25 protein-coding genes are annotated in these 23,526 nt (G+C 69.2%); 21 read left to right on the top strand and 4 right to left on the bottom strand.

Going from position 1 to position 23,526, the window contains the following annotated elements:
• Positions 1–137: 137 nt before the first annotated feature.
• A complete protein-coding gene (locus JJ685_RS25115) occupies positions 138–3,296 on the bottom strand; it encodes an Rne/Rng family ribonuclease (protein WP_201677269.1) in 3,159 nt (1,052 codons plus the stop codon).
• A 507-nt stretch (positions 3,297–3,803) separates the two neighbouring features.
• Here JJ685_RS25115 and JJ685_RS25110 point away from each other — a divergent pair.
• From JJ685_RS25110 to JJ685_RS25095, 4 genes are read left to right on the top strand one after another with little or no spacing between them, the layout of a single operon-like run.
• Positions 3,804–4,838, top strand: coding sequence for an RluA family pseudouridine synthase (locus JJ685_RS25110; RefSeq protein WP_408015496.1), 1,035 nt, complete (start codon positions 3,804–3,806; stop codon positions 4,836–4,838).
• Positions 4,795–5,463: an HAD family hydrolase gene (locus JJ685_RS25105; protein ID WP_201677111.1), complete on the top strand. Its 669-nt coding sequence runs from the start codon at positions 4,795–4,797 to the stop codon at positions 5,461–5,463. The genes JJ685_RS25110 and JJ685_RS25105 overlap by 44 nt, the downstream gene beginning before the upstream one ends.
• 4 nt (positions 5,464–5,467) lie before the next feature.
• Positions 5,468–5,836, top strand: a complete 369-nt coding sequence (locus JJ685_RS25100) for a Rieske (2Fe-2S) protein (protein ID WP_201677110.1) — start codon at positions 5,468–5,470, stop codon at positions 5,834–5,836.
• 1 nt (position 5,837) lies between these two features.
• Positions 5,838–6,848 carry a S49 family peptidase gene (locus tag JJ685_RS25095; RefSeq protein ID WP_201677109.1) on the top strand — a complete coding sequence of 337 codons (1,011 nt, stop codon included), beginning with the start codon at positions 5,838–5,840 and terminating at the stop codon, positions 6,846–6,848.
• Here the strand turns inward: JJ685_RS25095 and JJ685_RS25090 are convergent, their stop codons facing one another.
• Together JJ685_RS25090 and JJ685_RS25085 are read right to left on the bottom strand one after the other, a co-directional pair.
• Entirely contained in the window at positions 6,849–7,607 is a 759-nt protein-coding gene (locus JJ685_RS25090; RefSeq protein WP_201677108.1) for an SAM-dependent methyltransferase, read from the bottom strand.
• Positions 7,607–8,212: a Maf family nucleotide pyrophosphatase gene (locus JJ685_RS25085; RefSeq protein WP_201677107.1), complete on the bottom strand. Its 606-nt coding sequence runs from the start codon at positions 8,210–8,212 to the stop codon at positions 7,607–7,609. Before JJ685_RS25085 ends, JJ685_RS25090 begins: the two co-directional genes overlap by 1 nt.
• Positions 8,213–8,238: 26 nt before the next feature.
• Here JJ685_RS25085 and JJ685_RS25080 point away from each other — a divergent pair, with 26 nt between their 5' ends.
• The 13 genes from JJ685_RS25080 to JJ685_RS25020 all read left to right on the top strand — a co-directional run bounded on the left by JJ685_RS25080 (position 8,239) and on the right by JJ685_RS25020 (position 19,068).
• Entirely contained in the window at positions 8,239–8,781 is a 543-nt protein-coding gene (locus JJ685_RS25080) for a YceD family protein (RefSeq protein ID WP_201677106.1), read from the top strand.
• Positions 8,782–8,954: 173 nt separating this feature from the next.
• A complete protein-coding gene (gene rpmF / locus JJ685_RS25075; protein ID WP_201677105.1) occupies positions 8,955–9,137 on the top strand; it encodes a 50S ribosomal protein L32 in 183 nt (60 codons plus the stop codon).
• Between the two features lie 85 nt (positions 9,138–9,222).
• Complete coding sequence (gene plsX / locus JJ685_RS25070; protein ID WP_201677104.1) at positions 9,223–10,272, top strand: phosphate acyltransferase PlsX; 1,050 nt, start codon at positions 9,223–9,225, stop codon at positions 10,270–10,272.
• 3 nt (positions 10,273–10,275) lie between these two features.
• Entirely contained in the window at positions 10,276–11,253 is a 978-nt protein-coding gene (locus JJ685_RS25065) for a beta-ketoacyl-ACP synthase III (protein ID WP_201677103.1), read from the top strand.
• Between the two features lie 129 nt (positions 11,254–11,382).
• Complete coding sequence (gene fabD, locus JJ685_RS25060) at positions 11,383–12,333, top strand: ACP S-malonyltransferase (RefSeq protein WP_201677102.1); 951 nt, start codon at positions 11,383–11,385, stop codon at positions 12,331–12,333.
• Positions 12,330–13,079 carry a 3-oxoacyl-ACP reductase FabG gene (fabG, locus tag JJ685_RS25055; RefSeq protein ID WP_201677101.1) on the top strand — a complete coding sequence of 250 codons (750 nt, stop codon included), beginning with the start codon at positions 12,330–12,332 and terminating at the stop codon, positions 13,077–13,079. The genes fabD and fabG overlap by 4 nt, the downstream gene beginning before the upstream one ends.
• A gap of 99 nt (positions 13,080–13,178) precedes the next feature.
• Positions 13,179–13,418, top strand: coding sequence for an acyl carrier protein (gene acpP / locus JJ685_RS25050; RefSeq protein ID WP_201677100.1), 240 nt, complete (start codon positions 13,179–13,181; stop codon positions 13,416–13,418).
• A gap of 7 nt (positions 13,419–13,425) precedes the next feature.
• Positions 13,426–14,667, top strand: coding sequence for a beta-ketoacyl-ACP synthase II (gene fabF / locus JJ685_RS25045; protein ID WP_201677099.1), 1,242 nt, complete (start codon positions 13,426–13,428; stop codon positions 14,665–14,667).
• 31 nt (positions 14,668–14,698) lie between these two features.
• Positions 14,699–15,148: a hypothetical protein gene (locus JJ685_RS25040; protein ID WP_201677098.1), complete on the top strand. Its 450-nt coding sequence runs from the start codon at positions 14,699–14,701 to the stop codon at positions 15,146–15,148.
• A gap of 2 nt (positions 15,149–15,150) precedes the next feature.
• Positions 15,151–15,789 carry an RNA polymerase sigma factor RpoE gene (rpoE, locus tag JJ685_RS25035; RefSeq protein WP_201677097.1) on the top strand — a complete coding sequence of 213 codons (639 nt, stop codon included), beginning with the start codon at positions 15,151–15,153 and terminating at the stop codon, positions 15,787–15,789.
• A 21-nt stretch (positions 15,790–15,810) separates the two neighbouring features.
• Positions 15,811–16,386, top strand: a complete 576-nt coding sequence (locus tag JJ685_RS25030) for a sigma-E factor negative regulatory protein (RefSeq protein WP_201677096.1) — start codon at positions 15,811–15,813, stop codon at positions 16,384–16,386.
• A 10-nt stretch (positions 16,387–16,396) separates the two neighbouring features.
• A complete protein-coding gene (locus JJ685_RS25025) occupies positions 16,397–17,431 on the top strand; it encodes a MucB/RseB C-terminal domain-containing protein (RefSeq protein WP_201677095.1) in 1,035 nt (344 codons plus the stop codon).
• Positions 17,432–17,556: 125 nt separating this feature from the next.
• On the top strand, positions 17,557–19,068 hold the full coding sequence (locus tag JJ685_RS25020) for a DegQ family serine endoprotease (RefSeq protein ID WP_201677094.1): 1,512 nt from the start codon (positions 17,557–17,559) through the stop codon (positions 19,066–19,068).
• Positions 19,069–19,224: 156 nt separating this feature from the next.
• Here the strand turns inward: JJ685_RS25020 and JJ685_RS25015 are convergent, their stop codons facing one another.
• Positions 19,225–19,527 carry a hypothetical protein gene (locus tag JJ685_RS25015; RefSeq protein WP_201677093.1) on the bottom strand — a complete coding sequence of 101 codons (303 nt, stop codon included), beginning with the start codon at positions 19,525–19,527 and terminating at the stop codon, positions 19,225–19,227.
• A 59-nt stretch (positions 19,528–19,586) separates the two neighbouring features.
• Here JJ685_RS25015 and lepA point away from each other — a divergent pair, with 59 nt between their 5' ends.
• From lepA to rnc, 4 genes are read left to right on the top strand one after another with little or no spacing between them, the layout of a single operon-like run.
• Positions 19,587–21,398, top strand: coding sequence for a translation elongation factor 4 (gene lepA, locus JJ685_RS25010; protein WP_201677092.1), 1,812 nt, complete (start codon positions 19,587–19,589; stop codon positions 21,396–21,398).
• 19 nt (positions 21,399–21,417) lie between these two features.
• Positions 21,418–22,383 carry a signal peptidase I gene (gene lepB / locus JJ685_RS25005; protein WP_201677267.1) on the top strand — a complete coding sequence of 322 codons (966 nt, stop codon included), beginning with the start codon at positions 21,418–21,420 and terminating at the stop codon, positions 22,381–22,383.
• 56 nt (positions 22,384–22,439) lie between these two features.
• Entirely contained in the window at positions 22,440–22,763 is a 324-nt protein-coding gene (locus JJ685_RS25000; RefSeq protein WP_330901840.1) for a DUF4845 domain-containing protein, read from the top strand.
• Between the two features lie 11 nt (positions 22,764–22,774).
• On the top strand, positions 22,775–23,458 hold the full coding sequence (gene rnc, locus JJ685_RS24995; protein WP_201677090.1) for a ribonuclease III: 684 nt from the start codon (positions 22,775–22,777) through the stop codon (positions 23,456–23,458).
• Positions 23,459–23,526: the final 68 nt, after the last annotated feature.

Here is a 23,526-nt window from a genome sequence, read left to right as displayed (position 1 = left end):
ACATCACGCGCGATGCCAGCGCCGCCTGCTCGCTGCTCGCCGCGCCGTCGATCACGCCGATGTCGACAACGTGCGGCCGGCACGCCGACAAGGAAAAAGGGCGCCCGGAGGCGCCCCTGGATTCCCGGCGGAGCCGGTCAGAACGGAAGCTGCAGGTTGCGCAGGTCGCGCTTGGTCTCGACGAGGACCAGCGGACCCTCGTCGAGCTGCACTACCGGCGGGCGCTCGCGCGGCACGTGCACCGGCTTCGGCTCCGAGGCGATCGCGGCCTGGGCGGCAGCGATCTTGTCGGCGTCCGACAGCACCCACTGCAGGCCCGAGCCTTCGGCGACGTTCTTCAGGTCGTCGACCGGCAGCTGGAAGGGCTGCACGCGCGGCACCGGGTGCAGCCGGATCGGCTCCGCCGAGGCGACGGGGGCCGGTCGGGCCTGCGCCTGCTCCGCGGGGCGCCCGGCATGGTGCTCCTGCGGCATCGGCGCGTGGCCGGCGAACACTTCCGTCTCGGCCGGCGAAACTTCCGCGCCGGCTGCCACGATCGCTTCGTCGGGCGCCCGTTCGGCGCGCTCGCCGCGCTGCCGGTCGCGGCCGTAGCGGTCGCGCGAACGGCGCTCGCGGCGCTCACCGGATTCGCCGGGTTCGCCTTCCGCCGGGCGGCGTTCGTCGAAGTGCGTGTGCGACTCGAGCACGGGGTCGGCGGACGGCGGCTGCTGCGGCTCCACCGACTCGGTCACGGTGCCGACCGAACCGGCTGCGCCGGCCAGGGCGTCCGCGGCGGCTTCGTCCGGGGCGGCTTCGCGCGGGCCGCGTTCGCGGCGGTCGCCCCGGTCACGGCGGCGGCCCTCGCCACGCTCGCCGCGCTCGCCGCGCGGGGGACGGTCGCCGCGCTGCTCGAGCGCGCCGGAGTCGGCCACGCCCTCCAGCGGCAGCTGGCCTTCCTCGGGGGTGTCGCGGCCTTCCAGCGCCTCGCGGTGCTCGCGCTGCTCGCGGCGCTGGCGCGCCTCGAAGCGCTCGCGGCTCTCGCGCGGCTCGCGGTCGTCACGCGGCTCGCGGCCTTCGCGGGTCTCGCGCGGCTCGCGGCCTTCGCGGGCCTCACGCGGTTCGCGACCCTCGCGGGCTTCGCGCGGCTCGCGACCTTCGCGCGCCTCACGCGGCTCGCGGCCTTCGCGGGCCTCTCGGGGCTCCCGGCCCTCGCGCGGTTCGCGACCCTCGCGGGCTTCGCGCGGCTCGCGACCTTCACGCTGTTCGCGGCTTTCACGCTGTTCGCGTCCTTCGCCGCGCCCACCGCGTTCACCGCGTTCACCGCGTTCACCGCGTTCGCGCCGGCCTTCCTGGCCGCGGCCCTGCTGGCCTTCCGGCCGCTGCCCGGCGCCTTCGCCCTCCGCCGCGGCGCGCTCGCGCCGCGGTTCGCCTTCCCGGCGGCGGTCGCGACCGCCACGCTCGCCCCGGCCTTCGCCGCGGCGGCCATCGCGGCGCTCGCCGCGGCCTTCACGCTTGTCTTCCTTCTTCGCCTCGGGGGCGGCCGCAGCCGGCGCCGGCGCGGGTTCGGCGGCGGGCGCCAGGCCCAGCACGCTCTTGAACCAGGCGAAGAAGCCCCGCTCGGCGGGCGCCTGCGGCACGGGCGCGGCGGCCGGGGCCGGCGCGGCCTTGGCAACCGGCTCCGGCGCGGCCGGCTTGGGTACCGGCATCGGGGCGGGCGCATCCGGCAGCACGCCCTTGATCACCGGCTCCTGCTTGTTCACGCGCTCGTGCGAGCGGCGCGTCACCGTCGTGGCCTCGTCGAAGTCCTCGGCCATGTGGTAGCTGGCCTTCAGGTTGTCCAGCCGCGGGTCGTCGTGCTTCAGGCGCTCGAGACGGTAGTTGGGCGTCTCCAGCGTCTTGTTGGGGATCATCAGCACGCTGATCTTCTGCTTCAGCTCGATCTTGGCGATCTCGGTGCGCTTCTCGTTCAGCAGGAAGGAGGCGACCTCCACCGGCACCTGGACCTGCACGGCCGCGGTGCTGTCCTTCATGGACTCTTCCTGGATGATCCGCAGGATCTGCAGTGCCGAGCTTTCCGTGTCGCGGATGTGGCCGTGGCCGCCGCAGCGCGGGCAGGGGACCGACGCGCCTTCGGACAGGGCCGGGCGCAGGCGCTGGCGGCTCATCTCCATCAGGCCGAACTTGCTGATCGAGCCGAACTGCACCCGGGCGCGGTCCTGCCGCAGGGCGTCGCGCAGGCGGTTCTCCACGTCGCGCCGGTTCTTCGACTCCTCCATGTCGATGAAGTCGATGACGATCAGGCCGCCCAGGTCGCGCAGCCGCATCTGGCGCGCCACTTCGTCGGCGGCTTCCAGGTTGGTGCGGGTCGCGGTCTCCTCGATGTCGCCGCCCTTGATGGCACGGGCCGAGTTGACGTCGATCGAGACCAGCGCTTCCGTGTGGTCGATCACGACCACGCCGCCGGAGGGCAGCTTGACCTCGCGGGCGTAGGCCGACTCGATCTGGTGCTCGATCTGGAAGCGGGAGAACAGGGGTGAATCGTCGCGGTAGCGCTTCACCTTGGTCGCATGCTCGGGCATGACATGCGACATGAACTGGTGCGCCTGATCGAAGATATCGTCGGTATCGATCAGGATGTCGCCGATGTCGCTGTTGAAGTAGTCGCGGATCGCGCGGATCACCAGGCTCGATTCCTGGTAGATCAGGAAGGCGCCCTTGCCGCCCTTGGCCGCGCCTTCGATGGCGCCCCACAGCTTCAGCAGGTAGTTCAGGTCCCACTGCAGTTCCGGCGCGCTGCGGCCGATGCCGGCCGTGCGGGCGATGATGGACATCCCGTTGGGATATTCCAGCTGGTCCATCGCCTCCTTGAGCTCGGCCCGGTCGTCGCCCTCGATGCGCCGGCTGACGCCGCCGCCGCGCGGGTTGTTGGGCATCAGGACCACGTAGCGCCCGGCCAGCGAGATGAAGGTCGTCAGGGCCGCGCCCTTGTTGCCGCGCTCTTCCTTCTCGACCTGGACCAGCAGCTCCTGGCCTTCCTTGATCGCGTCGTTGATCCGCGCCTGCGAGGGCGCCACGCCCGGGGCGAAGAACTGCTTGGAAATCTCCTTGAACGGCAGGAATCCGTGGCGATCCTCGCCGTAATCCACGAAACAGGCCTCCAGCGACGGCTCCACGCGCGTCACGACGGCCTTGTAGATGTTGCCCTTGCGCTGTTCGCGCCCTTCGATTTCGATCTCGTAGTCGAGCAGCTTCTGCCCGTCGACGATGGCCAGCCGGCGTTCTTCGGCCTGGGTGGCATTGATCAGCATCCGCTTCATTAGCGTCACCTTCTTGTTGTCAAACACTCAGGACCCTTCTCAAGGGGTCCAACGATGCCGGAGGGACGCTTCGAAACGGAGGGAATGGCCGATGTGCAACGGGTTGCGCTGGAGCTCTCTAGCTCAGCAACCTTCGCAAGGGCGCAGGGATGGGGGCGAGGAGGTGCCGGCGCCGTACCGCAAACGCAGCGGTGGGGAGCACGCCGGCCAAGGGCCATGGGACCTGGATGGCGGGCGCCAGCAGCAGCCAGCGCCAGAAAGCCAGGAGGAGCACCATCAGCACCGGGTTGTCTCGCTTTGATCCGTCCGCCAGCGCCATGCTGGCGGACTTTGTATTCCGTTCAGTGTTTCGAAGAGCCGGACCGTGCCGGGGCCGGGCGCACGCTACGGAGGCCAAATGGCCCTATTTGTGCGCGCGTCGGTACCGGTGGCATCGACCTGCCAGTGCCTCGGTGGTGGGCGTGGACTAAACTGCCAGCCAAATCAACCACTTACAGCGTTACCCTGGTGAAACAGATTATAGGGGGCGGTTCGCCCCCTGCAAGCGCCGAGGTCCAATTCCTGACCGTCGGGGAGGAGTCGGCCGGCCAGCGCCTGGACAATTTCCTGATCCGGATGCTCAAGGGCGTCCCGAAGACGCACGTCTACCGGATCATCCGCTCCGGCGAGGTGCGGGTGAACAAGGGCCGCTCCTCCGCCGATGCCCGGGTGGAGAACGGCGACATCGTGCGGATCCCGCCGGTGCGGATGTCCGAGGCCGCGGCGCTCAAGGCCGAAAAGCCGGCGCCCGCGCGGGAATTCCCGCTCCTGTTCGAGGACGAGCACCTGGTGGCCATCGACAAGCCGGCCGGCGTGGCGGTCCACGGGGGCAGCGGCGTCAGCTTCGGGGTGATCGAGCAGCTGAGGCAGGCCCGGCCCGCGGCGAAGTTCCTCGAACTGGTGCACCGGCTGGACCGCGAGACCTCCGGCATCCTGCTGGTGGCGAAGAAGCGCTCCGCCCTCACGAAGCTGCAGGACCAGTTCCGCGAGCGCGAGACCGGCAAGACCTACCTGGCCCTGGTGGCCGGCGCCTGGCCCGCCAACAAGAAGGTGATCGACCAGCCCCTGCACAAGTACCTGCAGGCCGACGGCGAGCGCCGCGTCCGAGTCGTGGCCAGGGACGACCCGGACGGCATGCGCTCGATCACCCTGGTCAAGGTCGCCCAGGCGCTGCCTCTCCCGCCTGCGGGAGAGGGCCGGGGCGAGGGGGCCTCGCTGCTCGAAGTCACCATCAAGACCGGCCGCACCCACCAGATCCGCGTCCACCTCGCCAGCGCCGGCCATCCGATCCTCGGCGACGACAAGTACGGCGACTTCGAACTGAACAAGGTCCTGGCCCGGCAGGGCCTGCGCCGCATGTTCCTGCACGCATGGCGGTTACAGTTCGATCACCCGGCCACCGGCGAACGCATCGCGCTGCAGGCGCCGCTGCCGCCGGAGCTGCAGAAATTCACCGACCATGCCCGAATCCCGCCCGCGCCAGTACGACCTGATCGCCTTTGACTGGGACGGCACGCTGTTCGACTCCACGAAGATCATCGTCCGCTGCATCCAGCAGGCGGTGGCGGACGTGGGCGGCGCCGTGCCCACCGACGAGGCTGCCGCCTACGTGATCGGCATGGGCCTGATGGACGCGCTGGCGCACGCCGCCCCCGACGTGCCGCGCGAACGCTACGCCGAACTGGGCTCGCACTACCGCAAGCACTACCTGGCGCACCAGGACGACATCACCCTGTTCGACGGCGTGCTGCCCATGCTGGCGCAGCTGCGCGAACGCCACCACTGGCTGGCCGTGGCCACGGGCAAGTCGCGCCGGGGCCTCGACGAGGCGCTCAAATCGGCGCAGCTCGCCGGCGTGTTCGACGGCTCGCGCACCGCCGACGAGACCGCCGGCAAGCCCGATCCGCGCATGCTGCTGGAGCTGATGCGCGAATTCGGCGCCGAACCCGAACGGACGCTGATGGTCGGCGACACGACGCACGACCTGCAGATGGCGCTCAATGCGGGCTGCGCCAGCCTCGGGGTCGGCTACGGGGCCCATGCGACGGACGGTTTCGAGGCCCTGTCGCCGCGCGCCGTCGTGCACTCGGTGCGCGAGCTGCACGACTGGCTGCTGGAAAACGCCTGAAGGCATGGACGCCGAGCCCATTCCCCTGTGCAATTCGGGCGAGCTCGTCGATGGGGGCCTCGCGGTGTCCTTCGACGTGAACTATGGAGGCCAGACCTGCCGCGCCTTCGCGATCCGCTGGAAGGGCCAGGTCCACGCCTACCTGAATCGCTGCGCGCACGTGGCCATGGAAATGGACTGGCAACCGGACCGGTTCTTCGACGACAGCGGCCGCTGGCTCCTGTGCGGCACGCACGGCGCTGTCTACCACCCCGACACCGGCGCCTGCGCGGGCGGCCCCTGCCGGGGACCTCTGGTGCGCATCGCGACGAGCGAAAGCGAGGGCGTGGTGCACTGGCATACTGCCTTCAACCTGAAACCGGTCACCTTCTGACATGAACAACGATTCCGACCTGCCGCCGGCGCCGCCGCCGACCACGCCCGCCGCGCCCGTCGCCAGCACGCCGCGGGCCGAGGGCATTCCCGGCTGGGAGCGCAACACGCTGGAGAAGCTGCTGTTCGCCACGCTGGAGGAGCAGAAGGCCCAGCGCCGCTGGCGCACCTTCGTGCGGCTCGCGTGGCTCGCCTTCTTCATCGTCGTGATCTGGACGCTCACCTACCGCGGCTCCCCCGGCGCCGACAAGGCGACGCCGCACACGGCGGTGATCGAGATCGACGGCGAGATCGGCCCCAAGAGCGAGGCCAGCGCCGAATTCATCGTGGCCGCGGCGAAGGCCGCCTTCGAGGACCAGGGCGCGCAGGGCGTGGTGCTCCTGATCAATTCGCCGGGCGGCAGCCCGGTGCAGGCCGGCATCATCAACGACGAACTGCGGCGGCTGAAGGCCCGCTACAAGAAGCCGCTGTATGCCGTCGTCGAGGAGTCCTGCGCCTCCGCCGCCTACTACATCGCCGTCTCGGCCGACCGCATCTTCGTCGACAAGGCCAGCATGGTGGGCAGCATCGGCGTGCTGATGGAGGGCTTCGGCTTCGTCGGCCTGATGGACAAGCTGGGCGTGGAACGCCGCCTGTTCACGGCGGGCGAGAACAAGGGCTTCCTCGACCCGTTCAGCCCGCAGACCGACCGCCACCGCGCGCACGCCCAGCAGATGCTGGACGTGGTGCACCGCCAGTTCATCGACGTCGTGCGCACCGGCCGCGGCAAGCGCCTGAAGGAAGTGCCGGAGCTGTTCAGCGGCCTGTTCTGGACCGGCCAGCAGGCGGTGGACCTGGGCCTGGCCGACCAGCTGGGCAACCTGGACTACGTCGCCCGCGAGGTGATCAAGGCGGAGGAACTCGTGGACTACACGCGCCACGAGAACGTGGCCGAGAAGCTGGCCAAGCGCTTCGGCGCGGCGATGGGCGAGGGCGCCGTGAAGGCGCTGCGCGAAGCCCCGGCGCTGCGCTGATCAGGCGCCGATCGCGAACACCGCGGGCACGTCGTTGCGCACGGGAGCCGGCTGGATCTTCCACGCCGCCACCGCCGCACTGCGGCAGCTCGCGGTCGGCAGCGTCAGCCCCGAGCCCACCGCCACCCGCGTCTGCGGCTTCAGTGCCTGCAGCAGCGCCTGCCACACCGCCTCGTTGCGGTACGGCGTCTCGATGAACAGCTGCGTCTGCCCTGTGCGCAGCGCCAGGGCTTCCAGCTCGCGCAGGCGCTGCGCCCGCGCCGCGCCGTCCTGCGGCAGGTAGCCGACGAAGGCGAAGTTCTGCCCGTTCAGCCCGCTCGCCGCCAGCGTCAGCAGCAGCGACACCGGCCCCACCAGCGGGACCACCTCGATCCCGAGTTCGTGCGCGGCCCGCACGACGGAAGATCCGGGATCGGCGATGGCCGGCATGCCCGCTTCGCTCAGCAGGCCCATGTCCTCGCCCTCCGTCGCCGCCTGCAGCAGCGGGCGCGCATCGAAGGACGAAGGCTTGTGGTCGCCCTTCTTGTGCACCTCGCGCGGCAGCTCCGCGATGCGCTGCTGCTGCAGCGGCAGCGCGAGCGGCTGCGCCTCGCCCACGCGCTTCAGGTAGGCGCGCGCGGTCTTCGCGTTCTCGCAGATCCAGTGCGTGAGGCGCGCCGCGACGGCGATCGTGCCGGCCGGCAGCACCTCGGCGATCGCCACCGGCGGATCGCAGCCGAAGTCCAGCGGCGCCGGCACCAGGTAGAGGCGGCCCGCCATCAGAACACGCGCAGGCCGGCGGCGCGCAGCATGCGGCAGGTGCGGATCAAGGGCAGGCCCACCAGCGCCGTCGGGTCGTCGCTGTCGATCGCGTCCAGCAGCGCGATGCCCAGGCCTTCGCTGCGCGCGCTGCCGGCGCAGTCGTAGGGCTGTTCGGCCAGCAGGTAGGCCTCGATCTCGGCGGCCTCCAGCTCGCGGAAGCGCACGCGCACCGGCGCGAGCTCGTGCTGCACGAAGCCGGTTTCCTCGCACATCACGGTCAGCGCGGTCTGGAAGGTCACCACGCGGCCGCTCATGCGCTGCAACTGGGCGACGGCGTTGGCGTGGTTGCCCGGCTTGCCCAGCGGCTCGCCGTCGAGGTCGGCGACCTGGTCGGAGCCGATCACGATGGCGGCCGGGTGCCTGTGCGCCACCGCGGCGGCCTTGGCGGCCGCGAGGCGGCGGGCCAACTGTTCAGGCGTTTCGTGCGCCAGCGGCGACTCGTCGACGAACGGCGGTTCGATGCTGAACGGCAGGCGAAGGCGCGCGAGCAACTCGCGGCGATACACCGACGTGGAACCGAGCACGAGCGCACGGCTCTGTGGGACGACGGAAGACAAGGCCATGCCGCCGATTCTCTTACACTGAATTCATGGCCAAGGATTTCGACCCGCACCGCCTGGACGTGCGCCGTTTCGCCGAGGAGGGCGGAGAGATCGACACCAGCGAGCACCTGCGCAGCTTCGGTCGGCTCGTCGCGGAAACCCAGGAGGCGGAACACGCCCGCAACGTGCGCTGGCGCGCCCGCGGCGAACTGCTGAACCCCCAGCGCCACCAGCCCGAGGTGTGGGTGCACCTCGAGGCCGACACGGTGATGCCGCTCGTGTGCCAGCGCTGCCTGCACCCGGTGGACGTGCCGCTGGAGGTGCGCCGCTCCTTCCGCTTCGTGCCCGACGAGGCGACGGCCGCGGCGCAGGACGACGAGACGGAGGAGGACCTGCTGGTGCTGAGCCGCAGCTTCGACCTGGTGGAACTGGTGGAGGACGAGCTCCTGATGGAGGTACCCGTCGCGCCGCGCCACGACGTCTGCCCCGAGCCCGTGAAAATGTCCGCGGCGGACGCCGACTTCGACGCGGCACCGGCCGAAAAGGAGAATCCGTTCGCCATCCTCGGCCGCCTGAAACCGGGCAAATAGCGGGATCGTCATCTTGGGCTATAATTGCGGGCTTCGCGTCAGAAGGGTCCCGTGCTTTGCCGCCGGACCCGCGGGCAGCCTCGCAGGCGCCCCGCCCCCGGCGCACTACGTCGAACCGATCAACCCGCCGCAGCCGGCACCTGGCTGCAGCACCGAGATTCCAGGAGCCCGCCATGGCCGTCCAGCAAAACAAGAAGTCGCCTTCCAAGCGCGGCATGCACCGTTCCCACAACGCCCTGACCGTGCCGGGCATCGCCGTGGAGCCCACCACGGGCGAAACCCACCTGCGCCACCACATCAGCCCCACGGGCTTCTACCGCGGCCGCAAGGTCGTCAAGACGAAGAACGACGCCTGATCCCCGAATCCGGCAACAGGCCCGGTTTGCCTTGGCAAGCCGGGCTTTTTTCTTGCAAGCACCCGTTGGCTCTACAGTTGAGGCCATGACGACCATCCTGGCTGTCGATTGCATGGGGGGCGACCACGGCCCCCGCGTCACGCTCGTCGCGTGCCGCCACTTCCTCGATGCGCATCCCGAGGCGCAGCTGCTCCTCGTGGGCGCGCCCGCGGCGCTCGAGTCCTTCCACCATCCCCGCGCCCGCGTCGTGCCCGCCTCCGAAGTGGTGGCGATGGACGACCCGGTCGAGGTCGCCCTGCGCAAGAAGAAGGACTCTTCGATGCGGGTGGCGATCCAGCAGGTGAAGGAAGGCCAGGCCCAGGCCGCCGTCTCCGCCGGCAACACCGGCGCGCTGATGGCGCTCGCCCGCTACGTGCTGAAGACGGTCGAAGGCATCGACCGCCCCGCCATCGCCTACGGCCTGCCCAATGCGAAGGGCGGCGCCACGACGGTGCTGGATCTCGGCGCCAACGTCGACTGCACCGAGCAGCACCTGTTGCAGTTCGCGGTGCTCGGTTCCGCGCTCGCCTCCGCCCTGACGGAGAACGACAGTCCCTCGGTAGGCCTGCTGAACATCGGCGAGGAAGCCATCAAGGGCAGCGAGGTGATCAAGAAGGCCGGCGAGCTGCTGCGCGCCGCAGGCAGCGCCGGCGACCTGAACTTCTACGGCAACGTGGAAGGCAACGACATCTTCAAGGGCACCACCGACATCGTGGTGTGCGACGGCTTCGTCGGCAACGTGATGCTCAAGACCAGCGAAGGCCTGGCCTCGATGATCGGCGGCTTCCTGAAGGAGGAGTTCACGCGCAATCCGCTGACCAAGCTGGCCGCGCTCGTCTCCCTGCCGGTGCTGCACGCGTTCAAGAAGCGCGTCGACCACCGCCGCTACAACGGCGCGGCCCTGTTGGGGCTGCGCGGGCTCGTCTTCAAGAGCCACGGCTCGGCCGACGAACTGGCCTTCGAGCAGGCCCTGGTCCGAGCTTATGATGCGGCCCGGCATAATCTGCTGGACCGGGTGCAGGCGCGCATCGCCCATGCGCGGCCGCTGCTGGCGGGCACCACCGAGGTGCCGCCGCTACCGGTCACCACTGACTGAGAAATGACCCGATATTCCCGGATCACGGGGACCGGCAGCTACCTGCCCCCGAAGCGCGTCACGAACGCGGACCTGGCGGTGCAGCTGGCTGCACGCGGCATCGAGACCTCCGACGACTGGATCGTGGAGCGCACCGGCATCCGCGCGCGCCACTTCGCCGATCCCGACGTGACGAGCAGCGAACTGGGCGTGCATGCCGCGCGCCAGGCGCTGGAGTCCGCCGGCCGCACGGCCTCCGAGATCGACCTGATCATCGTCGCCACGTCCACGCCGGACATGGTGTTCCCCTCCACCGCCTGCATCCTGCAGAACAAGCTGGGCATCGCCGGCTGCCCCGCGTTCGACGTGCAGGCCGTGTGCAGCGGCTTCGTCTACGCGCTCACCGTGGCCGACGCGATGATCCGCACCGGCTCGGCGAACCGCGCCCTGGTGATCGGTTCCGAGGTCTTCTCGCGCATCCTCGACTTCGAGGACCGCACGACCTGCGTCCTGTTCGGCGACGGCGCCGGCGCGGTGGTGCTGGAAGCCTCCGACACGCCCGGAATCCTGGCGACCGACCTGCACGCGGACGGCAAGCACGTGGAGATCCTCTGCGTGCCGGGCGGCGTGTTCGGCGGCAAGGTGCACGGCAATCCCCTGCTGCGAATGGACGGCCAGGCCGTGTTCAAGCTGGCCGTGGGTGTGCTGGAAGAGGCCGCGCGCGCCACCCTGGCCAAGGCCGGCAAGACCGAAGCCGACATCGACTGGCTGGTGCCGCACCAGGCCAACATCCGCATCATGCTGGGCACCGCGCGCAAGCTGAAGCTGCCGCAGGACAAGGTCATCGTGACCGTCGACGAGCACGGCAACACCTCCGCCGCCTCGATCCCGCTGGCGCTCGATACGGCGGTGCGCACGGGCAAGATCCGCAAGGGTGACACGCTGATGCTGGAAGGCGTCGGCGGCGGTTTCACCTGGGGCGCCGTGCTGCTGGACTTCTAAAAATGGGGGTCAGATTCCAATTTCGCAGCGGCGCGCAGCGCCGCCGGCCTGCAGGCCGCGCGCATTCGCTCCGCGAAATTGGAATCTGACCCCATTTTTTCCCCCATTCAAATTCGAAGACCGACTGCCATGAAACCGTTCGCTTTCGTCTTTCCCGGCCAGGGCTCGCAGGCCGTCGGCATGCTCGACGGCTGGGGCGACCATCCCGCCGTGGTGCAGACGCTGAAGGAAGCCTCCGACGCCCTGGGCGAGGATGTCGCGCGCCTGATCAAGGAAGGCCCCAAGGAGGCGCTGGCCCTCACCACCAACACGCAACCGGTGATGCTGGTCGCCGGCATCGCGGCCTACCGCGCGTGGATCGCCGAGGGCGGCCCCGAGCCGGCCGTGCTGGCGGGCCACTCGCTCGGCGAGTACACGGCGCTGGTCGCCGCCGGCGCGCTGGCGCTGGCCGACGCCGCCCCGCTGGTGCGCTTCCGCGCGCAGGCGATGCAGGACGCGGTGCCGGTGGGCACCGGCGCGATGGCCGCCATCCTGGGCCTGGACGCGCAGAAGGTGATCGAAGGCTGCGCGCAGGCCGTTCGCAGCTTCGAGACGAACACCAGCGAAGTGGTGGAAGCCGTCAACTTCAACGATCCCGCGCAGACCGTGATCGCCGGCAGCAAGGCGGCCGTCGACAAGGCCTGCGAGGTGCTGAAGGCCGCGGGGGCCAAGCGCGCGCTGCCGTTGCCCGTCTCGGCGCCCTTCCACTCCAGCCTGATGAAGCCGGCCGCCGAGCGGCTGCGCGAGCGCCTGGCGCAGACCGCCCTGCAGGCTCCCCGCATCCCGGTGATCAACAACATCGAGGTGAAGGCCGAGACCGATCCCGACCGCATCCGCGGCGCCCTGTACGAGCAGGCCTTCGGCCCGGTGCGCTGGGTCGAGTGCGTGCGCGCGATCCAGGCGCAGGGCGTCACCACTATCCTCGAATGCGGCCCGGGCAAGGTGCTGGCCGGCCTGGCGAAGCGCATCGACGGCACGCTGACCACCGGCGCGGTATACGACCCCGCGTCCCTCAACGAAGCAAAGGGCCTCGTGCAATGACGACTCCCACCATGCAGGGCCAGGTCGCCCTGGTCACGGGCGCCTCGCGCGGCATCGGCCAGGCCATCGCGCACGAACTCGCTGCCCGCGGCATGAAGGTGATCGGCACGGCCACCAGCGACGACGGCGCCGGCAAGATCACGGCGGCTCTGTCGCAGTTCGCCGGCTGCAAGGGCGCGAAACTGGACGTCAACGACGCCGCCGCGGCCGAAGCGCTGATCGACGCCATCGCCAGGGAGCATGGCGGGCTGCACGTGCTGGTGAACAATGCCGGCATCACGCGCGACACGCTCGCCATGCGCATGAAGGACGACGACTGGGACGCGGTGCTGGACACCAACCTGAAGGCCGTCTTCCGGACCAGCCGCGCCGTGATGCGCACGATGATGAAGCAGCGCTACGGCCGCATCGTCAGCATCACCAGCGTGGTGGGCGCCTCGGGCAACCCGGGCCAGGCGAACTACGCCGCCGCCAAGGCCGGCGTGGCGGGCATGACCCGCGCGCTGGCGCGCGAGCTCGGCAGCCGCGGGATCACGGTCAATTGCGTGGCCCCCGGCTTCATCGAAACCGACATGACGGCGGCCCTGCCGGAGGAACAGCAGAAGGCCCTGCTGGGCCAGATCCCGCTGGGCCACCTGGGCAAGCCCGCCGACATCGCGCACGCGGTGGCCTGGCTCGCCTCGCCCCAGGCCGGCTACGTGAGCGGCCAGGAAATCCACGTCAACGGTGGCATGTTCATGGCCTGAGCGGCATTCCGCACAGGCGCCGCAGGCCAAGGTACCCCAGCCGGAAACTCCGCCCGGCTTAAAATCGCGGATTCAACACAAACCCTTAGAGGGCACCCAATGAGCGATATCGAAGCACGTGTCAAGAAAATCATCGCCGAGCAACTCGGCGTGGAAGAGTCCCAGGTCACCAATGAGAAGTCCTTCGTGGCCGATCTCGGTGCCGACTCTCTGGACACGGTGGAACTCGTGATGGCCCTCGAGGACGAGTTCGGCATCGAGATCCCGGACGAAGACGCCGAGAAGATCACGACGGTGCAGAACGCCATCGACTACGCCAACGCCCACCAGAAGGCCTGAGACAAAGATGCGTCGCCGCGTCGTCGTGACGGGACTGGGCTGCGTCAGCCCGGTCGGTAATACGGTCACCGAAGCCTGGGCCAACCTGCTGGCGGGCCGCAGCGGGATCGACCTTGTCGCGTCCTTCGATGCCAGTTCCCTGTCGGTGAGGTTCGCGGGCGAGGTCCGCAACTTCAATGTGGCGGACTACATGCCGGAAAAGGAAGCCCGGCACATGGACCGCTTCATCCACCTCGGCCTCGCCGCGGCCGACCAGGCGATCAAGGACGCCGGCCTGCCCACGGGCGACCAGCTCGATCCCGAACTCGCCCAGCGCATCGGCGTGAACATCGGTTCCGGCATCGGCGGCCTGCCGATGATCGAGGAAACGCACACCGAGCTGATGAACCGCGGCCCCCGCCGCATCTCGCCGTTCTTCGTGCCGGCCTCGATCATCAACATGATCTCGGGCCACGTGTCGATCCGGCACGGCTTCCAGGGCGCCAACATCGCCGTGGTGACGGCCTGCACGACGGGCCTGCACGCGATCGGCCTTTCCGCGCGCCTGATCGAGGCGGGTGACGCCGACGTCATGGTCGCCGGCGGCGCGGAATCGTGCGTCTCCATGATGGGCATCGGCGGCTTCGCCGCGGCCCGCGCGCTGTCCACCCGCAACGACGACCCGAAGACCGCGTCCCGCCCCTGGGACAAGGACCGCGACGGTTTCGTGCTGGGCGAGGGCGGCGGCGTCATGGTGCTGGAGGAGTACGAGCACGCGAAGAAGCGGGGCGCGAAGATCTACGCGGAAGTGGCCGGCTTCGGCATGAGCGCCGACGCGTACCACATGACCGCCCCGAACGTGGACGGCCCCAAGCGGTCCATGATCGCCGCGCTGAAGAACGCCGGGGTCAACCCGGACCAGGTCCAGTACCTCAACGCCCACGGCACCTCCACGCCGCTGGGGGACGTGAACGAGACGAACGCCATCAAGCTCGCGCTCGGCGAGGCCGCCAAGAAGGTCGTCGTCAACTCGACCAAGTCCATGACCGGCCACCTGCTGGGCGGCGCGGGCGGCATCGAGTCGGTGTTCACGGTGCTGGCGATCCACGACCAGAAGAGCCCGCCCACCATCAACATCTTCAACCAGGACCCGGAATGCGACCTGGACTACTGCGCCAACACGGCGCGGGACATGAAGATCGACGTGGCGCTGAAGAACAACTTCGGCTTCGGCGGCACCAACGGTTCGCTCGTCTTCAAGCGCATCTAGCGCCCGCTGACTCATGCATGCGGCCCCATCGGTGAACTATCCGGTGGGGCGCAGCGCATTCGCGCTCGCGCTCGCCGCGGGGCTCACCGCGCTCGGCCTGCTCGTGGCCGCGGCATGGACGCTGCAGCCGGTGCCGGCCGGCTGGCGGCAGGCGCTGGCCTTCGCGGCGGCCGCCGGCTGCGGGGCGGTGGCGCTCGCCGCCTGGTGGCGCTCGCCCACCGGCACCCTGCGCTGGAACGGAGTGGCCTGGGGCTGGCAGGAAGGGGTGGAAGAAGGCGGCGGGCTGCGTCCCGGCCACCCCGAGATCGCGCTGGACCTGCAGAATCGGCTGTTGCTTCGCTGGCAGGCGGAAGAGGGCGGCGCGCGCTGGTTCTGGCTGGAACGGGCCCGCGCTCCCGCGCACTGGGAGGCGCTGCGGCGTGCGGTATATTCGCGCGCCGGCACGCCCGTGCCCCCAGCCGGCGAGCCGCCGACGGCCTGACAATGACCAAGACGCCTCCCGTTGCTCCCGCACCCTCGTCCGGCGACACCGACCTGATGCTGGTGGAGCGCACGGTGGCGGGCGACCAGCGCGCCTACGAACTCCTGGTCCTGAAGTACCAGCGCCGCATCGAACGCTTGATCGGCCGCATGGTCCGCGACACCGACCTGATCGAGGATATCGCCCAGGAAACCTTCATCCGCGCCTACCGCGCCCTCTCCCAGTTCCGCGGCGAGGCGCAGTTCTATACCTGGCTGTATCGGATCGCGGTCAATACCGCGAAAAAAGCCCTGGTCGACCTCAAGCGGGATCCAGTGGTCTCCGAGAGCGCCTTGAAGGGCGGCGATGATGAGGAAGAAACTTCCGGCGTCGAGAACGAACTAACCAGCGCTGAAACGCCGGAAACGGTGCTCGCGGCCAAGGAAATCGCCGCCACGGTCAACTCGGCCATGGAGGCGCTGCCCGACGAACTTCGCCAGGCGGTGACGCTGCGCGAGATCGAAGGCCTGAGCTACGAGGAGATCGCGGAAGTGATGAATTGCCCGATCGGGACGGTCCGCTCGCGCATCTTCCGCGCCCGCGAGGCGATTTCGGCGAAGGTCAAGCCCCTGCTGGAAAACCAGTCGGGCAAGCGCTGGTGACGGGCGCGCAGGATGGAAGTGATGGATCACAAGATGGACAACCAGGAACTGATTTCGGCCTTGGCCGACGGGCATCTGCAGGGTGATGCCGTCGCCCGGGCCGTGCAGGCGGCAAGCGCCGACGCGCGGGGGCGCCAGGCCTGGTGCAGCTATCACGTGGTGGGCGAGGTGTTGCGCACCGGGCGGGCTTGCACCGGCAGCGCCCCGGAAGCCTTCCTCGCCCGGCTGCGCGAGCGCCTGGAGGAAGAAAAGCCGCTCGCTGCCCCGCAGCCGGCCCCGGTGCAGGCGGTCGTGGATACTTCCCGTCCCCCCGCCAACGACTGGATCTGGAAGCTCGCCGCCGGCGTGGCCTCCGTCGCCGCCGTCGCCGCGGTCGGCTGGAATATGTGGGGCGGCGCCGCCCCGGTCGCGCAGCCGCAACTGGCCGCGGCACCCGAAGCCGCGCCCGCGGTGGTGGAGGCGAGCGCCCCCGCCATGATCCGCGACGCGCGCCTCGACCAGCTGCTGTCCGTCCACCGCCAGTTCGGCGGCTCCGGCCTGCTGCAGACGTCCTCGGGCTTCATCCGCAACGCCACCTTCGAGGCCCCCGGCCGCTGAGCCGCGCAGGATGAGGGTCCAAGCTCCCGCACTCGCCCGCCGGCGCTTGGCGCGTGGCGCCCTGGCGCTTGCGTCCGGCGCCTTGACGCTGCTCGTCACCCAGGCCGTCCTGGCGGCGCCGGCGCTGCCCGATCCGCGGCCGTCCGACGGCCGCAACGAGCGCACCGTGAGCGAATGGCTGGCCCGCATGCAGGATGCCTCGCTGAGGCGCAGCTATATCGGCACCTTCGTGGTCTCCTCCAGCAACGGCTCGATGGCCAGCGCGCGCATCTGGCATGCCTGCGACGGCCAACGCCAGGTGGAACGCATCGACACCCTGTCGGGCGAGCGGCGCTCGACCTTCCGCCGCGACGACGAGGTGCTGACCTTCCTGCCGGAAGAGAGGACGGTGCGCGCCGAGCGCCGCGACACGGTGGGCCTGTTCCCCGAGCTGGTCCGCCCGGACGAGAGCGCCATCCCCGAGTTCTACACGGCGCGCCGCGTGGGCAGCGACCGGGTCGCCGGCTTCGACGCCGACATCGTCCAGGTGCTGCCGAAGGACGGCCTGCGTTTCGGCTACCGGATCTGGAGCGAGAAGCAGAGCGGGCTGGTCGTCAAGCTGCAGACGCTCGACGACGCCGGCAGGGTGCTGGAGCAGGCCGCCTTCTCGGAGCTGCAGCTCGACGCGCCGGTGCGCATGGACAAGCTCGCGCACCAGATGCTGGTGCCCGAGGGCTGGCGCGTGGAGAAGACCGACACGGTCAAGACCACCGCGGCCGCCGAAGGCTGGGCGCTGCGGCAGCCGGTGGCGGGCTTCAAGGCCATGAGCTGCTACAAGCGCCGCGCCGAGGGCGTGCTGCAGTGGATCTTCTCGGACGGCCTCGCCTCGGTCTCGATCTTCGTCGAGGACTACGACCGCCAGCGCCACCTGCGCGAAGGGGTCTTTGCCAGCGGCGCCACCCATACGCTCACCCGCCGGGTGCAGGATTCGTGGGTCACCGTGGTGGGCGAGGTCCCCCCGGCGACGCTGAAGGCCTTCTCGCTCAGCCTTGAGCGGCGCAAATAAGCCCCCATCTGCAGCGCGCGTAACCCGAGCGTAAAGTTGACATGCGTCTTTGGCTGACGCGGAAACTTTTCGCGTGGGCGTATCCTCAGCTATTAGTCTTGTCTGGCCCTTCTGGAGAGGTCTTCATGTTCCGCACGGATTGGAAGAACAACCTGCGTGGCTGCGGACTGGCGGTGGCTCTGGCCTTCGCCGGTGCGGCCGCATTCGCCCCCGCGCTGCCGGCCTTCGCGCAGTCGGCCCCGCAACCGCGGACCGGCCTGCCCGATTTCACCGAGCTGGTGGACCAGGTCGGTCCCGCGGTGGTCAACATCCGCACCCTGGAGCGCGCGCGCAGCGGCGGCGGCGGCGGCGCGCAGGGCCAGATGGACGAAGAGATGCAGGAGTTCTTCCGGCGCTTCTTCGGCGTGCCCATGCCCAACGTGCCGCGCGGGCAGCGGCCCAATCCGCGCGGTGACCGCGGCGGCAGCGACGAGGAGCAGCCGCGCGGCGTCGGCTCCGGCTTCATCCTCACCCAGGACGGCTTCGTGATGACCAACGCCCACGTGGTGGAAGGCGCCGACGAGGTGCTGGTCACGCTGCCGGACAAGCGCGAGTTCAAGGCCAAGATCGTCGGCTCGGACAAGCGCACCGACGTCGCCGTGGTCAAGATCGACGCCAGCGGCCTGCCGGCCGTGCGCGTGGGCGACCCGAACAAGCTTAAGGTCGGCGAGTGGGTGATGGCCATCGGCTCGCCCTTCGGCCTGGAGAACACCGTGACCGCGGGCATCGTCAGCGCCAAGGGGCGCGACACCGGCGACTACCTGCCCTTCATCCAGACCGACGTGGCGATCAACCCCGGCAATTCCGGCGGCCCGCTGATCAACCTGCGCGGCGAGGTGGTGGGCATCAACAGCCAGATCTACTCGCGCTCGGGCGGCTTCATGGGCATCTCGTTCGCGATCCCGATCGACGAGGCCAGCCGCGTGGCCGAACAGCTGCGCGTCTCGGGCCGGGTGCAGCGCGGCCGCATCGGCGTGCAGATCGACCAGGTCACGCGCGACGTCGCCGAATCGATCGGCCTCGGCCGCCCGCAGGGCGCGCTGGTGCGCAGCGTGGAGAGCGGCTCGCCGGCGGACAAGGCGGGCATCGAGGCCGGCGACATCATCACCAAGTTCAACGGCACGCAGATCGAGCGCGCCTCCGACCTGCCGCGCATGGTGGGCAACACCAAGCCGGGCAGCAAGGCGAACATGACCGTGTTCCGCCGCGGCGGCTCGCGCGACCTGCAGGTCACGGTGGCCGAGTTCGAGCAGGAGGCCACGGCGCGCGCCAAGACGCCGGCCGCGCCCGAGATGAAGCCGCAGGTCTCGCCGGCGCAGCAGCAGATCGGCATCGTGGTGACCGAGCTCACGGCGGCCCAGAAGAAGGATGCCAAGGTGAAGGGCGGGGTGCGCGTGGAGTCCGTCGCCGAGGGCGCCGCGCAGCGCGCCGGCGTGCGCGAGGGCGACATCATCACGGCCATCGGCAACACGGAGATCGGCAACGTGAAGGAATTCGAGGCCGCGATCGCCAAGTTGGACAAGAGCAAGTCGATCCCGCTGTTGCTGCGCCGCGGCGAGCTGGCCAGCTACCTGGTGATCCGCCCGGCGCGCGGCTGATCCCGCGACCGGCCGCCAGGCAAGGAAAGCCCCAAGCCCCTGCTCGGGTTTGGGGTTTTTTTACGGCCCGGTGGCCCAAAAAAGACAGGGTCCGGAACGAGCCCGGCTACCCGCGTGGCATCTTCCCAGTTTGCGCTCGCTAACTTCGCCGCGGCTCTAACAACCGGATTCGGTAGAATGCATCCCGACCAGCGCCTGATGGGTCATATCGGACGGCCGTTCCACCACCATGCGGGATTCCCGGCAGCCATGCACTGCCGATCCACAGATCGCCCACATGTTGTCCTGCCGGATGTGCACCGGAATTGTTGAAAAGTTGTGGACAACATTCCAGTTGCGGGGCTGCAACGGCCGGGTTCGAGTGACCTGCCGGCTGTACGCCCGGCCCGTTTTGCCTACAATGAAGCTCCAACTATCGCAGTTGCCATAGATTGTTGGTTCAGGGCGCGTCACCTTCATGACGCGCCCTTTTTTCTTGTGCGCGCCCTTGCGAATCAATCACTTGAACGTCCCCGTTGATGAATCACATCAGAAACTTCTCGATCATCGCGCACATCGACCACGGCAAATCGACGCTCGCTGACCGACTGATCCAGCGCTGTGGCGGCCTCTCCGACCGCGAGATGGAAGAGCAAGTGCTCGACTCGATGGATCTCGAAAAGGAGCGTGGGATAACCATCAAGGCGCAGACCGCTGCGCTCGCGTACAAGGCGCGCGATGGCAACGTCTACAACCTCAATCTGATCGACACGCCCGGCCACGTCGACTTCTCGTACGAGGTGTCGCGCTCGCTCTCCGCGTGCGAGGGCGCGCTGCTGGTCGTCGATGCGAGCCAGGGCGTGGAAGCGCAGACGGTGGCGAACTGCTACACCGCGCTCGATCTCGGCGTGGAGGTGGTGCCGGTCCTGAACAAGATGGACCTGCCGCAGGCCGATCCCGAGCGCGCCAAGGAGGAAGTGGAGGACGTCATCGGCATCGACGCGAGCGACGCGATCCCGTGCTCCGCCAAGACCGGCATGGGCATCGACGACATCCTCGAGGCGATCGTGGCGCGCATCCCGGCGCCGCGCGGCAATCCGGCCGCGGCCCCCCGCGCCATGATCATCGACAGCTGGTTCGACAGCTACGTCGGCGTGGTGATGCTGGTGCGCGTGGTCGACGGGCGCATCGCCCGCGGCGACCGCATCAAGCTGATGGCGACCGAGGCCGCCTACGAGACGACCCAGCTCGGCGTCTTCACGCCCGCCAACTCGCCGCGCGAGGCGCTGGAGGCCGGCGAGGTGGGCTACATCATCGCCGGCATCAAGGAACTGCAGGCCGCCAAGGTCGGCGACACGGTCACGATCATCAAGGGCGGCAGCGGCGGCGCCGCCTTCACGGCCACCGAGCCGCTGCCGGGCTTCAAGGAAGTCCAGCCGCAGGTGTTCGCCGGCCTCTACCCCGTGGAAGCCAACCAGTACGACTCGCTGCGCGACAGCCTGGAGAAGCTCAAGCTCAATGACGCCTCGCTGCACTACGAGCCGGAGGTGAGCCAGGCGCTGGGCTTCGGCTTCCGCTGCGGCTTCCTGGGCCTGCTGCACATGGACATCGTGCAGGAGCGCCTGGAGCGCGAGTTCGACCAGGACCTGATCACGACCGCGCCCAGCGTGGTCTACCAGGTCGTCAAGGGCGACGGCGAGGTCATCATGGTCGAGAACCCGGCCAAGATGCCGGACCAGGGCAAGCTCGCGGAGATCCGCGAGCCGATCGTGACCGTGCATCTCTACATGCCGCAGGAGTACGTCGGCCCGGTCATGACGCTCGCCAACCAGAAGCGCGGCGTGCAGATCAACATGGCCTACCACGGCCGCCAGGTGATGCTGACCTACGAGCTGCCGCTGGGCGAGATCGTGCTGGACTTCTTCGACAAGCTGAAGTCCGTCAGCCGGGGCTACGCCTCCATGGACTACGAGTTCAAGGAGTACCGGCCTTCCGACGTGGTCAAGGTCGACATCCTGCTGAACGGCGACAAGGTCGACGCCCTGTCCATCATCGTGCACCGCAGCCAGTCGCAGTACCGGGGGCGGGCGGTGGTCGCGAAGATGCGCGAGATCATCAGCCGGCAGATGTTCGACGTGGCCATCCAGGCGGCGATCGGGGCCAACGTCATCGCCCGCGAGACGGTCAAGGCCCTGCGCAAGAACGTGCTGGCAAAATGCTACGGCGGCGATATCACCCGCAAGCGCAAGCTGCTCGAAAAGCAGAAGGCCGGCAAGAAACGCATGAAGCAGATCGGCGCCGTGGAGGTGCCGCAGGAAGCGTTCCTCGCCATCCTCCAGGTCGAAGAATAAGAGTTCAAAGAAACTGATGATGCCCTTCCTGACGGCCGCGGTGCTCGCGGCCTTCGTCGGCTATGCCGGCGCGTGGTACTTCGAGCTTGTCGAAGGCAACTTCGCCCTGCTCCTGTTCCTGGCGACCATCGTCACCGGGGTCTACTGGGTCGCGGAACGCGCGTGGTACCTGCCGCGGCGCCGGCGTGCGGCGGCCGAACTGGAGGCCCGCGCCGGCGAGCGCAACAACCGCCTGGAGTCCCAGGGCATCGCCCCGGTGGACCCCCAGCTCGCCGAGGCCCGCCAGCGGGTGCTGGCGCAGCCCTGGTGGCTGGACTGGACCGCCGGCCTGTTCCCGGTGATCCTGGCCGTGTTCGTGCTGCGCTCCTTCCTGTTCGAGCCCTTCAAAATCCCGTCCGGCTCGATGATCCCCACGCTGCTGGTGGGCGACCTCATCCTGGTCAACAAGTTCACCTACGGCCTGCGCCTGCCGGTGCTGAACACCAAGATCACCGAGGGCACGCCGCCCCAGCGCGGCGACGTGATGGTGTTCCGCTACCCGCCCAAGCCGACGCTGGACTACATCAAGCGCGTGGTGGGCGTGCCCGGCGACGAGGTGGCCTACCTGAACAAGAAGCTCACCATCAACGGCAAGCCGGTGGACGAAAGCAAGCTGCAGGACTTCTTCGACCCGGACGCGATGCGCTACTTCAAGCAGTTCGAGGAGCGCCTGGGGGAGAAGAAGCACCGCCTCCTGAACGACGACGAGCGGCCCGCGTTCGTGGCGGGCGTGGACGACTTCCCGTTCAAGGAAAACTGCCGCTACAGCGTCGAGGGCGTGGTCTGCAAGGTGCCCGAAGGGCACTACTTCATGATGGGCGACAATCGGGACAATTCGCTCGACTCGCGCTACTGGGGCTTCGTGCCGGACCGGAACATCGTCGGCAAGGCGTTCCTGATCTGGATGAACTTCCGCAACCTGCAACGCGTCGGCAAGTTCGAATAAGAGACATGAGACGGAGGGAATCCATGGCAGGCAAGTCGCGGCAACGCGGTATTTCCTTGTTCACGTTGATCTTCATCCTGGCGATCCTCGGGGTCGTCGGGGCGGTGGGCTTGCGCGCATTCCCGTCGGTGATCGAATACCAGGCGGCGCTGAAGGCGATCAACCGCGCCAAGGACGAGTCCACGGTGGCGGCGGTGCGCGCGGCCTTCGACCGCGCGGCGGAGATCGACAACATCACCTCGATCAAGGGCAGGGACCTCGAGGTCACGAAGGACGGCGACAAGGTCGTCGTCTCGTTCGCGTACGAGAAGGAATTCCACCTGGCCGGCCCGGCCTGGCTGACCCTCAAGTACGAGGGTGTCACGCGGCCCGGCCGCTAGCGCGCCACACCGTGTCGGACCCGCTCGCGGCCCTGCAGCAGCGGCTGCAGTACAGCTTCCAGGACCCGCGGCTGCTGGCACTCGCGCTCACCCATCGCAGCTTCTCCGCCCAGCACAACGAGCGGCTGGAGTTCCTCGGCGACTCGGTGCTGAACCTGGCTGTCGCGCAGCTGCTGTACCAGCGGCTGCAGGACCTCCCCGAGGGCGACCTGTCGCGCGTGCGCGCCAACCTGGTCAAGCAGGACACCTTGCACCGCCTGGCCGTCGGGCTCGGCCTGCCGGGCCTGATGCGCCTGGGGGAGGGCGAGGCGCGGTCCGGGGGGCACAAGAGGCCGTCCATCCTGGCCGACGCGCTGGAGGCGGTGATCGGCGCCGTCCACCTCGACGCCGGCTACACGGCGGCCGAGGCGCTGGTGCACCGCCTGTTCGCCGCGGTGGAGATCAATCCCGGCATGTCGGCCGCCGCCAAGGACCCCAAGACGGACCTGCAGGAAGCCCTGCAGGGCCGCAAGATGAAGCTGCCCGTGTACCGAGTGGTCGGCACGCTGGGCGCCGCCCACAGGCAGACCTTCGAGGTCGAGTGCGAGGTGTCGGAACTCGGGCTGCTGGAGCGCGGCAGCGGCGCTTCCCGGCGCGCCGCCGAACAGGCGGCTGCCCAGGCGATGCTGATCGTGCTGAAATCGAAGATGAAATGACCCACCCCCGAAGCGCCTCCGGCGCCTCCCCCTCCAGGGGGCGCCCCCCGCGGTCCGGCAAAGCCGGT

The organism is Ramlibacter monticola, assembly GCF_016722785.1.
GTDB lineage: Bacteria > Pseudomonadota > Gammaproteobacteria > Burkholderiales > Burkholderiaceae_C > Ramlibacter > Ramlibacter monticola.
This window is presented reverse-complemented; position numbering and strand designations above follow the sequence as displayed.